The organism is Sinorhizobium sojae CCBAU 05684, from assembly GCF_002288525.1.
Classification (GTDB): Bacteria; Pseudomonadota; Alphaproteobacteria; order Rhizobiales; family Rhizobiaceae; genus Sinorhizobium; species Sinorhizobium sojae.
This window is the reverse complement of the sequence record NZ_CP023067.1, coordinates 2955001-2967625: the sequence shown is the minus strand read 5'-3', so window position 1 is coordinate 2967625 and position 12625 is coordinate 2955001. Positions and strand designations below refer to the sequence as shown.

11 protein-coding genes and 1 pseudogene (1 of these 12 cut by a window edge) are annotated in these 12625 nt (G+C 62.7%); 6 read left to right on the top strand and 6 right to left on the bottom strand.

What is annotated here, in order from left to right; translation table 11 throughout:
- Positions 1–65: 65 nt before the first annotated feature.
- The 5 genes and pseudogenes from SJ05684_RS14400 to metH form a co-directional block, all read left to right on the top strand.
- Positions 66–332 (top strand): annotated as a pseudogene (locus tag SJ05684_RS14400) (ROK family protein); the annotation flags it as partial.
- A gap of 68 nt (positions 333–400) precedes the next feature.
- On the top strand, positions 401–670 hold the full coding sequence (locus SJ05684_RS30410) for a heme-degrading domain-containing protein (RefSeq protein ID WP_244938005.1): 270 nt from the start codon (positions 401–403) through the stop codon (positions 668–670).
- Positions 612–887 carry a heme-binding protein gene (locus tag SJ05684_RS30405; protein ID WP_244938004.1) on the top strand — a complete coding sequence of 92 codons (276 nt, stop codon included), beginning with the start codon at positions 612–614 and terminating at the stop codon, positions 885–887. Before SJ05684_RS30410 ends, SJ05684_RS30405 begins: the two co-directional genes overlap by 59 nt.
- 15 nt (positions 888–902) lie before the next feature.
- On the top strand, positions 903–2060 hold the full coding sequence (gene pmi / locus SJ05684_RS14390) for a mannose-6-phosphate isomerase Pmi (RefSeq protein ID WP_034853248.1): 1158 nt from the start codon (positions 903–905) through the stop codon (positions 2058–2060).
- Positions 2061–2236: 176 nt separating this feature from the next.
- The gene (gene metH, locus SJ05684_RS14385; RefSeq protein ID WP_095694277.1) at positions 2237–6007 is read left to right on the top strand and encodes a methionine synthase; all 3771 of its coding nucleotides are present in this window, start codon (positions 2237–2239) and stop codon (positions 6005–6007) included.
- A 97-nt stretch (positions 6008–6104) separates the two neighbouring features.
- Here metH and SJ05684_RS14380 read toward each other — a convergent pair whose 3' ends face one another.
- Genes SJ05684_RS14380 through SJ05684_RS14355 form a run of 6 tightly spaced genes read right to left on the bottom strand, consistent with a single transcriptional unit; the run spans position 6105 to position 12350 of the window.
- The gene (locus SJ05684_RS14380; RefSeq protein ID WP_034853252.1) at positions 6105–7712 is read right to left on the bottom strand and encodes a GMC family oxidoreductase; all 1608 of its coding nucleotides are present in this window, start codon (positions 7710–7712) and stop codon (positions 6105–6107) included.
- A gap of 48 nt (positions 7713–7760) precedes the next feature.
- On the bottom strand, positions 7761–8753 hold the full coding sequence (locus tag SJ05684_RS14375; protein ID WP_085939020.1) for a branched-chain amino acid ABC transporter permease: 993 nt from the start codon (positions 8751–8753) through the stop codon (positions 7761–7763).
- Position 8754: 1 nt separating this feature from the next.
- The gene (locus tag SJ05684_RS14370; protein WP_034853255.1) at positions 8755–9642 is read right to left on the bottom strand and encodes a branched-chain amino acid ABC transporter permease; all 888 of its coding nucleotides are present in this window, start codon (positions 9640–9642) and stop codon (positions 8755–8757) included.
- Between the two features lie 3 nt (positions 9643–9645).
- Positions 9646–10347: an ABC transporter ATP-binding protein gene (locus tag SJ05684_RS14365; RefSeq protein ID WP_034853257.1), complete on the bottom strand. Its 702-nt coding sequence runs from the start codon at positions 10345–10347 to the stop codon at positions 9646–9648.
- A 1-nt stretch (position 10348) separates the two neighbouring features.
- Entirely contained in the window at positions 10349–11131 is a 783-nt protein-coding gene (locus SJ05684_RS14360) for an ABC transporter ATP-binding protein (RefSeq protein ID WP_034853259.1), read from the bottom strand.
- 13 nt (positions 11132–11144) lie between these two features.
- On the bottom strand, positions 11145–12350 hold the full coding sequence (locus SJ05684_RS14355; protein WP_034853281.1) for an ABC transporter substrate-binding protein: 1206 nt from the start codon (positions 12348–12350) through the stop codon (positions 11145–11147).
- Positions 12351–12613: 263 nt separating this feature from the next.
- Here SJ05684_RS14355 and SJ05684_RS14350 point away from each other — a divergent pair, with 263 nt between their 5' ends.
- Positions 12614–12625, top strand: the 5' portion of a protein-coding gene (locus SJ05684_RS14350; protein ID WP_034853261.1) for a LysR family transcriptional regulator. 936 nt of this gene lie beyond the right edge of the window; the window shows 12 of its 948 coding nt (coding positions 1–12); it begins with the start codon at positions 12614–12616; the stop codon falls past the right edge of the window.

Genomic DNA, 12625 nt, shown 5'->3' with positions numbered 1-12625 from the left:
GGCATCGGTCGACACGACCCATCGGGCCAATTGTTCTTCCCTATCGACTAAGCTGACGGGGTTTGAAGCGCGTAGGCGATCCGACGGCAATCGGCGTCTACCAGCGCTTCGTCGATCGACTCGCCCGGAGCCTCGCGCTTCTGACCAATATCGTCGATCCGGACGTCTTCGTGCTTGGCGGCGGCATGTCCAATGTCGACGAGATCTATGGCGAATTGCCGGGTCTGATCACCAGATATATCTTCGGCGACAGTTTCGAAACGCCGATACTGAAGGCCGTGCACGGTGACAGTTCCGGCGTGCGCGGCGCTGCCTGGCTCTGGAAGGAGTAAGCTCGGGCGCGGCGATGAATTTCGCCCGCTTCCATCCGTCCGATTGCAACAGAACCTGCGGAGGTATCATGAATATCGACAATGACCTGCGCCGTATCGCGCTCCAGGAACAAGAGCTGCAATTCGACCGCTTCGACCTCGACGCTGCCTGGCGGCTCGGCTCGACGCTTCGCCGCATGGCCGCCGAACGTAATTTGGGCGTGGTCGTCGACATCACGCTTTTTCTATGCCGGTCTTCTATGCGCGCTCGAGGGCGCGACGCCGGACAACCCGAACTGGGTGCGGCGCAAACGCAACACGGTGTTCCGCCTTCAGAAGCAGCTATGCCACAGGCTTGAACCTGCTCAAGCAGCAGACAACCTGCAGGCGAAGCTCGGCCTGCCCGATGCGATTACGCGGCCCACGGCGGCAGCTTTCGATCGTCGTCAGGGCACCGGCTGCGTCGGCGCCGTCACGGTCTCCGGCCTGCCGCAGCGGGACGATCACAATCTGGTCGTCGAGGCGCTTTGCGACGTCCTCGGCGCTAAGTATGATGCGCTGAAGCTAGAGGATTGAGAGTACGGGCAGGGCATGGATATTCTCTTGCAGGCACGGGAGTTCGAGCGCTGGCTCGGTGAGGCGGCCCTGCCGCTTTGGCGGCGCAAGGGCTATGACGCTGTCGGCGGCGGCTTCGTCGAAACGATCGACCTGCGGGGCGAGCCGACCCGCGCCAATCGCCGCTCGCGCGTGCAGCCGCGGCAGGTCTATTGCTTCGCCGAAGCGGGGCGGCGCGGCTGGTCCGGCGACTGGCGGACCGTCGCCGAAGGCGGGCTCCGGTACTTCGATCGGGTATACCGTCAGCCGAACGGATTTTACGGGGCGCTTGCAGATGCCGACGGTAAGATCATCGATGCCGGCTTCGACATGTATAACCAGGCCTTCGCACTGCTTGCCTTCGCTTTTCTGGGCGAAGTCGTGCCGGAACGAAAGTCGGAGATGGCCGAGCGCAGCAACGGCATGAGGCTAAGCCTCGAGGCCCATTGCAAGCATCCGATCGCCGGCTTCGAGGAGGACAATCCGCCGCGGTTGCCGCTCTGCTCCAATCCGCATATGCACCTCTTCGAGGCCTGCCTCGCCAGTGAAGTGGTCGAGGGCTTCGACCGAGTCGCCTGGGCCAATCTCGCCGACGAGATCGCGCATCTGGCGATGGAGCATTTCGTCGATAGCGAAACCGGCGCGTTGCGTGAGTTCTTCGACCATGACTGGGCGCCCTTTCCCGGCGAAAAGGGCCGGGTCGTCGAACCGGGCCACCAATTCGAATGGGCGTGGCTGCTACTTCGCTGGGCGGAGCGGCGCGGCAAGTCGCAAGCGATCGTCACGGCGCGTCGGCTCTTCGAGATCGGCGAGACGCACGGCATCTGCCCGAAACGCGACGTCGCCATCATGACGCTCTTGGATGACTTTTCCGTAGCCGATCCGGTGGCGCGGCTCTGGCCACAGACGGAATGGCTGAAAGCGGCGATCCGATTTGCAGCCTTGAGCGAGGGCGCAGCGCGCGCGCGTTACCTCGCCTCGGCTTCACGTGCAGCCGCGGCACTGGAGCGATTTCTCGAAGCCCCCGTCCGCGGCCTCTGGCGGGACAAGCAAAGGGCGGACGGCATCTTTGTCGACGAGCCCGCGCCGGCCAGCAGCTTCTATCACATCCTCTGCGCGATCTACGAACTCTGGGATTGCCTGAAGCGAATGTGAGATTAATCGTACGCGGCTGTATCTGCCAGCCTTTCCGCTTCAGAAAACAGTACAAGCCGCCCGCCGCGCTCACGGCGGGCTTTTTCTTGAACTCAAATCGTGATCTCTTCGTATGTTGACATAAATATATCTTTATGTGAGTTAGTTAATGTCGTTTTCAGAACGGGAGATTTCCCATGCCCGCCGCCGCCTTCCTTTTCGGAGATGTCTCACCCAAGCCTGACGGATCGGAAATCTTCCGGGTGCTGCGGCAGGCCACCGCGGGGCGCATCCTGATCATGGACGGCGCCATGGGAACGGAGATCCAGCAGCTCGGTCTCGCCGAGGATCACTTCCGCGGCGACCGATTTGGCGGCTGCAGCTGTCACCAGCAAGGAAACAACGATCTCCTGACGCTGACGCAGCCGAAGGCGATCGAGGACATCCATTATCGCTACGCCATTGCCGGCGCCGACATTCTCGAAACGAATACCTTTTCCTCGACCCGCATCGCCCAGGCCGATTACGGCATGGAGGACATGGTCTATGAACTGAACCGCGACGGCGCGCGGCTCGCCCGGCGGGCCGCGAAGCGCGCCGAGGCGGAGGACGGGAGGCGGCGCTTCGTCGCCGGCGCGCTCGGGCCGACGAACCGCACCGCCTCCATCTCGCCGGACGTCAACAATCCCGGCTATCGCGCCGTCACCTTCGACGATCTGAGGCTTGCCTATGCCGAACAGGTCCATGGGCTCATCGACGGCGGTGCCGACATCATCCTGATCGAGACGGTTTTCGACACGCTGAACGCCAAGGCGGCGATCTTTGCGACGCAGGAGATTTTCGCCGAAAAGGGTGTCCGTCTCCCGATCATGATCTCCGGCACCATCACCGACCTCTCCGGCCGCACCCTCTCCGGCCAAACGTCGGAGGCCTTCTGGTATTCCGTGCGCCATGCGGAGCCTTTTACGATCGGGCTCAACTGCGCGCTGGGCGCCAATGCCATGCGCGCCCATATCGACGAGCTTTCGTCTGTTGCCGATACGCTTATCTGCGCCTATCCGAATGCCGGCTTGCCGAACGAGTTCGGCCGCTATGACGAGAGCCCCGAGGCGATGGCGGCGCAGATCGAGGGTTTTGCGCGCGACGGGCTCGTCAATATCGTCGGCGGTTGCTGCGGCTCGACGCCCGACCACATCCGCGCCATTGCCGAGGCCGTCGAAAAATATCCGCCGCGCGAGATTCCGCAGATCGAACGGCGCATGCGCCTTTCCGGCCTCGAGCCGTTCACATTCACCGACGAGATTCCCTTCGTCAATGTCGGCGAGCGCACCAATGTCACCGGTTCGGCGAAGTTCCGCAAGCTGATCACCGCCGGCGACTATGCCGCCGCCCTCGACGTCGCACGCGATCAGGTGGCGAACGGCGCCCAGATCATCGACGTCAACATGGACGAGGGCCTGATCGACTCGAAGCAGGTCATGGTCGAGTTCCTGAACCTCGTCGCTTCAGAGCCGGATATCGCCCGCGTGCCGGTGATGATCGATTCCTCGAAATGGGAGGTGATCGAGGCCGGCCTCCAATGCGTCCAGGGCAAGGCGCTGGTGAACTCGATCTCGCTGAAAGAAGGCGAGGAGGCGTTCCTTGATCACGCGCGGCTCGTGCGCGCCTATGGCGCCGCCGTCGTGGTCATGGCTTTCGACGAGAAGGGCCAGGCCGACACGAAGGCCCGCAAGGTCGAGATCTGCACGCGCGCCTATCGGCTGCTGACCGAAAATGTGGGCTTCCCTCCGGAAGACATCATCTTCGATCCGAACATCTTCGCTGTCGCCACCGGTATCGAAGAGCACAACAATTACGGAGTCGATTTCATCGAGGCAGCGCATGAAATCATCGCCTCGCTGCCGCATGTGCACGTCTCGGGCGGGGTTTCGAACCTTTCCTTCTCTTTCCGCGGCAACGAACCGGTGCGCGAGGCGATGCACGCGGTCTTCCTCTATCATGCCATCCAGGCGGGCATGGACATGGGCATCGTCAATGCAGGCCAGCTTGCCGTCTACGACGCAATCGACCCCGATTTGCGCGAGGCCTGCGAGGACGTGGTCCTCAATCGGCGGGCGGATGCGACCGAACGCCTGCTCGAGGTCGCCAAAGGCTATCGCGGACAGGGCGGCGCGCAGGGCAGGGAAAAGGACCTCGCCTGGCGGCAATGGTCGGTCGAGAAACGTCTGGAACACGCGCTCGTCAATGGCATTACCGAATTCATCGAAGCGGACACGGAAGAGGCGCGGCGTGCCGCCGAACGCCCGCTCCATGTCATCGAAGGGCCGCTGATGGCGGGCATGAACGTCGTCGGCGATCTCTTCGGCGCCGGGAAAATGTTCCTGCCACAGGTGGTGAAATCGGCGCGGGTGATGAAGCAGGCTGTCGCCGTGCTGCTCCCCTACATGGAGGTGGAGAAGGCCGCCAATGGGGGCGACGCGCGCGAAAGCGCCGGCAAGATCCTGATGGCGACCGTCAAGGGCGACGTGCACGACATCGGCAAGAACATCGTGGGGGTCGTGCTTGCCTGCAACAATTACGAGATCATCGACCTCGGCGTCATGGTGCCCTCCGCAAGGATCCTCGAAGTGGCCAGGGAGCAGAAGGTCGACGCCATCGGGCTTTCCGGCCTCATCACGCCGTCACTCGACGAGATGGTGCACGTCGCCTCCGAACTGGAGCGGGAAGGTTTCGACATTCCGCTGCTTATCGGCGGGGCGACGACCAGCCGTGTTCATACGGCGGTAAAGATCAACCCGCGCTACACGCTCGGCCAGACCGTTTACGTGACCGACGCCAGCCGCGCCGTGGGTGTCGTCTCGAGCCTGATGTCGCCGGAAGCGCGGGAGGCCTACCAGGAGACCGTCCGCGCCGAATATCTGAAGGTTGCCGAGGCGCATGCCCGCAACGAGGCGGAAAAACGCCGCCTGCCGCTCTCAAAGGCCCGCGCCAACGCGCATAGGCTCGACTGGGACGCCTATCGGCCGAAGACGCCCTCTTTCCTCGGAACCCGCGTCTTCGAGAGCTGGGATCTGGCGGAACTCGCGCGCTATATCGACTGGACGCCCTTCTTCCAAGCCTGGGAGCTGAAGGGTGTCTACCCCCGCATCCTCGCAGACGAGAAGCAAGGTGCTGCCGCCCGCCAGCTCTTCGACGATGCCCAGGCGATGGTCGCAAAGATCGTTGCCGAAAAGTGGTTCGCGCCGAAGGCGGTGGTCGGCTTTTGGCCGGCCGGCAGCATCGGCGACGACATTCGGCTTTTCACCGATGAGAACCGCCGGAGCGAACTTGCAACGCTCTTCACGCTGCGCCAGCAGCTTGCGAAACGCGATGGCCGGCCGAATGTCGCGCTCTCCGATTTCGTCGCCCCGGCCGAGAGCGGCAGGGGCGATTATGTCGGCGGCTTCGTGGTGACCGCCGGCATCGAGGAGGTGGCGCTTGCCGAGCGCTTCGAGCGGGCCAATGACGACTATTCCTCGATCATGGTGAAGGCACTTGCCGATCGCTTTGCCGAGGCCTTTGCGGAGCGCATGCATGAATACGTCCGCAAGGAGCTTTGGGCCTACGCGCCGGAGGAAGCCTTCACGCCCGAGGAACTGATCGCGGAACCCTATCGGGGCATCCGCCCGGCGCCCGGCTACCCGGCCCAGCCGGACCATACGGAGAAGGAAACGTTGTTCCGGCTGCTCGATGCCGAGGCGGCGATCGGCGTGAAGCTGACGGAGAGCTTTGCGATGTGGCCGGGCTCCTCGGTGTCCGGACTCTATATCGGCCATCCGGACGCCTATTATTTCGGCGTGGCCAAGATCGAGCGGGACCAGGTCGAGGACTATGCCCAACGCAAGCGCATGGGTGTTCACGAGGCCGAGCGCTGGCTGTCGCCGATCCTGAACTATGTGCCCATGCCGGAGACGCAGGCGGCGGAGTAGGGCGGCGGCATTCTACAGCGCCGCGCGTCTTTTCAGACGCGCAAGTGTCGCTGTAGCACTTTGAATTGCTGCATGTCTTTATCCTTAAACCGAGGATTTAAGGAGACATGCAGCGGTTCGCCGCCAGGATCATCTCGGCCGCCTTCTCCGCGATCATGATTGTCGGCGAGTTGGTATTGCCGGAGGTGATGGTCGGCATGATCGAGGCGTCGGCGATGCGAAGGCCGTCGAGGCCACGAAGGCGCAATTGCGGATCGACGACGCTTTCGGGGTCCGCGCCCATCCGGCAGGTGCCGACGGGGTGGAAGATCGTCGTGCCGATATCGCCCGCCGCGCGCTTCAGTTCCTCATCCGTATCGTAGGCCGGACCCGGTTTGAACTCGACAGGATCGTAGCGGGCGAAGGAGGGCTGCGCGACGATGCGGCGGGTGAGCCGGATCGCCTTCACTGCCACGCCGCGGTCGGCCTCGGTCGTCAGATAGCGCGGGCAGATCTCCGGTGCCGCGGCGAAATCCGGCCCCTTCAGATGCACCGATCCGCGGCTTTCCGGCCTCAAATTGCAGACGCTGGCGGTGATCGCCGGGAACGGATGCACCGGCTCGCCGAACTTTTCCAGCGTGACCGGCTGCACGTGATATTCGAGGTCCGGCGTCTCTTTTTCCGGACCGGAGCGGGTAAAGAGGCCAAGTTGGCTCGGTGCCATCGCCATGGGCCCGGAGCGGCGGACAAGGTATTCGAGCCCGATCGCAGCCTTGCCGAGGAGGGAGCTCGCCTTTTCGTTCAGCGTCGGTACGCCGGTGACCCTATAGGCGAGACGGAGCTGCAGGTGGTCTTGCAGGTTCTCGCCGACGCCGGGCAATTCGTGGCGGACCTCGAGGCCGTTCTGCCGCAAGATCTCCGGCTGGCCGATGCCCGAGAGCTCCAGTATATGCGGCGAGCCGATGGCGCCGGCCGAAAGCACGGTCTCGCGACGGGCCTGCGCGCGCTTGGTGACACCGTCGTGCTGGAACTCGACGCCGGCGACACGGCCCTCTTCCAGGATCAGTCTGCGGACATGCGCCTTGGTCAGGATCGTCAGGTTGCGGCGGTGCCTGGCCGGCTTCAGGAAGGCCTTGGCCGTGTTCCAGCGGATACCGGAGCGCTGGTTGACGTCGAAATAGCTCGAGCCCTCATTGGTGCCGCGGTTGAAGTCCTCCGTTTCCGGAATGCCTGCCTCGGCTGCCGCCTTCTGGAAGGCGTCGAGTACAGCCCAGCGGACGCGCGCCTTCTCGACCCGCCATTCGCCCCCGGCGCCATGCATATCGTCTGCACCGCGATAGTGGTCCTCGGATTTCTTGAAGAGCGGCAGCACCTCCTCCCAGCTCCAGCCGGTGCAGCCGAGCTGGCGCCAGTGATCATAGTCGCGCGCCTGACCGCGCATGTAGATCATGCCGTTGATCGAGGAGCAGCCGCCGAGCACCTTGCCGCGCGGATAGCCGAGGGACCGGCCGTTCAGCCCTTCCTCCGGCGCGGTGGTGAAGCACCAGTCCGTGCGGGGATTGTTGATGCAATAGAGATAGCCGACGGGAATGTGGATCCAATGATAATTGTCGCGGCCGCCGGCCTCGAGCAGCAGCACGCGATGCGCCGGATTCGCCGAAAGGCGGTTTGCGAGAACGCAGCCGGCGCTTCCCGCTCCGACGATGATGAAGTCGAAGGTATCCATGGGCTTCCTTAGGCCTAAATTCGGCCCGGCTGGAACCGGGCAACTCCGTCAGTGCGAGTGGCGATGCTCGAAGCCGAGCCGCCGGCCGAGGCGCGAATTGTAGAACTCGCCGACAATGCCCCGGCGGAAGACGAGCACGCAGACCATGAAGACGATCCCGGTGATGATCGTCACCGGAAATTCGGACGTCGCCAGGTAGTTCTGCAGGGTGACGACGAGGCCTGCACCGAAGAGCGGCCCGATCAGCGTGCCGATGCCGCCAAGCAGCGTCATCAGAATGACCTCGCCCGACATCTGCCAGCCCACATCGGTCAGCGTCGCAAACTGGAAAACGAGCGCTTTGAGGCCGCCGGCAAGGCCGGTAAGCGCCGCGGACATAACGAAGGCCGCAAGCTTGTAGTTCCTGACCGAATAGCCGAGCGAGATCGCGCGCGTCTCGTTCTCGCGGATCGATTTCAGGATCATGCCGAAGGGTGAATTGATGATCCGCCAGATGACGCCGACCCCGATGACGAATACGGCCAGCACGAAATAATACATGTTCGTCGATTGCGAGAGATCGATGAAGCCGAAGAGGTGGCCGCGCGGTACCGACTGGATGCCGTCCTCGCCATGGGTGAACTCGGCCTGGAGACAGAAGAAATAGAACATCTGTGCCAGCGCCAGCGTGATCATGGCGAAATAGATGCCCTGGCGGCGAATGGCAAGGAAGCCGATCACGGCGCCGAGCAAGGCTGCGCCGACCACGCCGGCGAGGATGCCGATTTCGGGTGGCAGACCCCATTCCTTTACTGCGTGCGCGGTGAAATAGGCGGCGCCGCCGAAGAAGGCGGCATGGCCAAAGGACAGGAGACCCGTATAGCCGAGCAGCAGATTGAAGGCGCATGCGAAGAGAGCGAAGCAGAGGAGCTTCATCAGGAAGACCGGATAGAAGAAAAGCGGCCCCAACAGGAGGAAGATGAGACCCGCGCCAAGAAACACCGTCTGGACGATGACAGGCGAGCGTTCCTTCTGCTTTTCGAGATCGAGTGTCAGCGTCATTTCAAGCATCCCGGCCGAAGAGGCCTGCTGGCCGCGTCAGGAGAACGATGGCCATGATCACGAATATCACGATGTTGGAGGCCTCCGGATAGAAGACTTTCGTCAGGCCCTCGGCGACGCCGAGCAGATAGCCGGTCACGATCGCGCCCATGATCGAGCCCATGCCGCCGACGACGACGACGGCGAAGACCACGATGATGATGTTCGACCCCATCAGCGGCGAGACTTGGTAGATCGGCGCGGCAAGCACGCCGGCGAGCGCCGCAAGGGCCGCGCCTAGGCCATAGGTGAGCGTCAGCAGGAAGGGCACGTTGATGCCGAAGGACTGCACCAGCACCGGGTTCTCCGTCGCGGCGCGCAGATAGGAGCCTAGCTTCGTCTTCTCGATGATGAGCCAGGTGCCGAGGCAGATGACAAGCGAGAAGACGATCACCCAGCCGCGATAGACAGGGAGGAACATAAAGCCGAGATTCGTGCCGCCAGTCAGCAAAGCCGGCGTCGCATAGGGCTGGCCGGAGGCGCCGTAGAGATAGCGGAACGCTCCCTCGACTGTCAGGGCCAGTCCGAAGGTGAAGAGCAGACCGTAGAGTGGGTCGAGCGCATAGAGCCGCCGCAGCATGGTGCGCTCGATGGCCGCGCCGACGAGGCCGACGGCCAGCGGCGCCAGAATGAGGGCCGGCCAGTAGCCGACGCCGAGATGCGCAAGCAGCAGCCAGGCGATGAAGGCGCCGAGCATGTATTGCGCGCCATGGGCAAAGTTGATGACGCGCAACAGGCCGAAGATGATGGCGAGGCCGAGGCTCAGGAGCGCATAGAAGGAACCGTTGATGAGCCCGATCAGGAGCTGCCCGAGAAAGGCCTGGAGCGGGATGCCGAAGATCATGGTCATGGCCTATACTCCGAGCACGTCATGCAACATGTCCATGCGCCCGCCGAGCTCCGAGACAGGGAATTCGCCCGCCATGCGGCCATGGTCCATGAGATAGAAACGGTCGGCGACCTTGCTCGCGAAACGGAAATTCTGCTCGACGAGAAGCACTGTCATGCCGCGTTCCTTCAGTTTTTTCAGAACGTCGCCAATGCGCTGGATGATCACCGGCGCGAGCCCCTCGGTCGGCTCGTCGAGCAGCATCATTCGAACGCCGGTGCGAAGAATCCGGGCGATAGCCAGCATCTGCTGCTCGCCGCCCGAAAGCTTGGTCCCCTGGCTGTTGCGGCGCTCGTGCAGATTGGGGAAGAGTTCGAATATCTCGTCGACCGTCATCCCGCCTGTCGCGACCGACGGCGGCAGAAGCAGGTTTTCATAAACCGACAAGGTCGAGAAGATGCCGCGCTCCTCGGGAACGAAGCCGAGGCCGCGATGGGCGACCCTATGAAGCGGTACCCGGATCAGGTCCTCGCCGGCAAAACTGATCTCGCCTTTGCGTTCGCGGACGATGCCCATGATCGCCCTAAGCGTCGTCGTCTTGCCGACGCCGTTTCGGCCGAGCAGCGTCACCATCTCGCCTTCACCGACCACCATGTCGACGCCATGCAGGACATGGCTCTCGCCATACCAGGCGTTAAGGCCCGAGACTTCGAGAAGCGGTTTCATCTCAGGTCTCCTCCGTGCCCATATAGGCCGTTCGCACGCGCGGGTCCTCAGCGACCGTCGCATAGTCGCCCTCCGCCAGGATCTCGCCGCGCTGCAGGACAGTGACGTGATGGCAGAGGGTCTCGACGACGGAGAGATTGTGCTCGACCATCAGCACCGCCCGCTCGCGCGCCACCCCGCGGACAATCTCAGCCACCATGCCGACGTCCTCGTGACCCATTCCGGCCATCGGCTCATCGAGCAGCAGCACCTTCGGCTCGAGTGCGAGGGTTGTGGCGATCTCGAGCACGCGCTTGCGGCCGTATGAGAGATCGGCGGCGAGGGCATTGCGTTCCTTTTCAAGGCCGACGGAACGGATCAGCTGATCGGCCTTGGCGTTCAGGGCATCGAGCGCCGAAAGCGGTTTCCAGAATTGGGTAGCGAGCCGGTTCGGCCGCTGTAGTGCCACGCGGACATTGTCCAGCACAGTCAGGTGGGGAAACACCGCCGAGATCTGGAAGGAGCGCACAAGCCCCATGCGCGCGACCTTGTCCGGCGCCGTATTGGTGATGTCCTTGCCGAGCAGTTTGATGGTGCCGTGGGTCGGCTGGAGAAACTTGGTCAAGAGGTTGAAAACGGTCGTCTTGCCGGCCCCGTTCGGGCCGATCAGCGCATGTACGCGGGCATGGTGGACGTCGAGGTCGACGTTGTTGACGGCGGTGAAGCCGCCGAAGTCGCGGCGGAGACCGCGGGCGGAAAGAACCACCCGCGGTGCCCCATTCTCTGCAGGCATGGCGACGCTCATTGCTCGCCGCCGATCACGACTTCACGAGTTCGCAGCCGCTCTCGGCCGGATCGATGAAGGCCTCCTTGCCGGGAATGGTCGCGAGGACATTGAAGTAGTCCCACGGCTCCTTACTTTCTTCCGGCTTCTTTACCTCGAGGAGGTACATGTCGTGGATCATCCGGCCGTTCGCTGCGACGGTGCCGTTTTGAGCAAAGACGTCGTTGACGGGCATTTCGTGCAACGCCTTGGAGACCGCGTCGGCATCATCGCTGCCGGCCTTTTCGATCGCCTTCAGATATTGCAGAACGGCGGAATAGGTGCCGGCATGGACCATGTTCGGCATCTTGCCGGTGCGCTCCATGAAGCGCTTGCCGAACTTGGCGCTTTCCTCGTCCCGGTTCCAGTAGAAGCCTTCGGTGAGCGTCAGGCCCTGCGCGGCTTCAAGGCCGAGACCGTGCACCTCGGCAAGCGTGAACAGAAGGGCCGCGAGGCGTTGTCCGCTCTGGACGATCCCGAACTCGGCCGCCTGCTTGATGGCGTTGGAGGTGTCAAGGCCGGCATTGGCAAGGCCGATCACCTTGGCGCCCGACGACTGAGCCTGCAGGAGGAACGATGAGAAGTCGGTGGTCGCGAGCGGATGGCGAACCGCTCCGACGACGGTGCCGCCATTTTCCTTGACGAAGTTGGCGGTGTTCTCCTCGAGCGAGTAGCCGAAGGCATAGTCCGCGGTCAGGAAAAACCAGCTGTCGCCGCCCTGTTTGACGAGTGCACCACCCGTGCCCACTGCGAGCGAATAGGTGTCATAGGCCCAGTGGAAACCATAGGGGCTGCACTGCTTTCCGGTGAGCTCCGTCGTTGCGGCGCCGGTGACGATGTCGATCTTCTTCTTCTCTTTTGAGATCGCCTGAACGGCAAGCGCAACCGAAGAGGTGGTAAGCTCCATGATGCTGTCGACCTGCTCGGTGTCATACCATTGCCGGGCGATGTTCGAGGCAATATCAGGCTTGTTCTGGTGGTCGGCGGTGACGACCTCGACCGGGACGTCCAGGACCTTGCCCCCGAAATCCTCGACCGCCATCAGCGCCGCTTCATAGGAGAACTTGCCGCCGAAGTCGGCGTAAACGCCGGATTGGTCATTGAGAATGCCGATCTTGACCTTGCCGTCGGAGGCATCGGCGAAAGCCGCCGTGCTGCCGGCAAGCAACATTGCAAGGGTGGTGACCAGTGTCTTGCGCATCATTTCTCCTCCCAAAGAACATCAGAGCTGTTTGCGTCGAGTTGTTTTGAATCGCAGTCTCTTTGAAATCGCGGTCCCCCCGAGACGCATAAGAACGTTTCAGGCAGCAATTCGTTTCATTCGCTCTGTTCAGATTTGGCCAGACATGCTCCTCCTATGTCCGGCTCTTCTTTTACCATCGGGAAAATTTCGCTTGGACGCAAGCGCGTCAAATCTTAAATTGCAAACAGGATCTGTTCATTTCTGAACAGATGGGAGGCGGCATGAATGCAAAT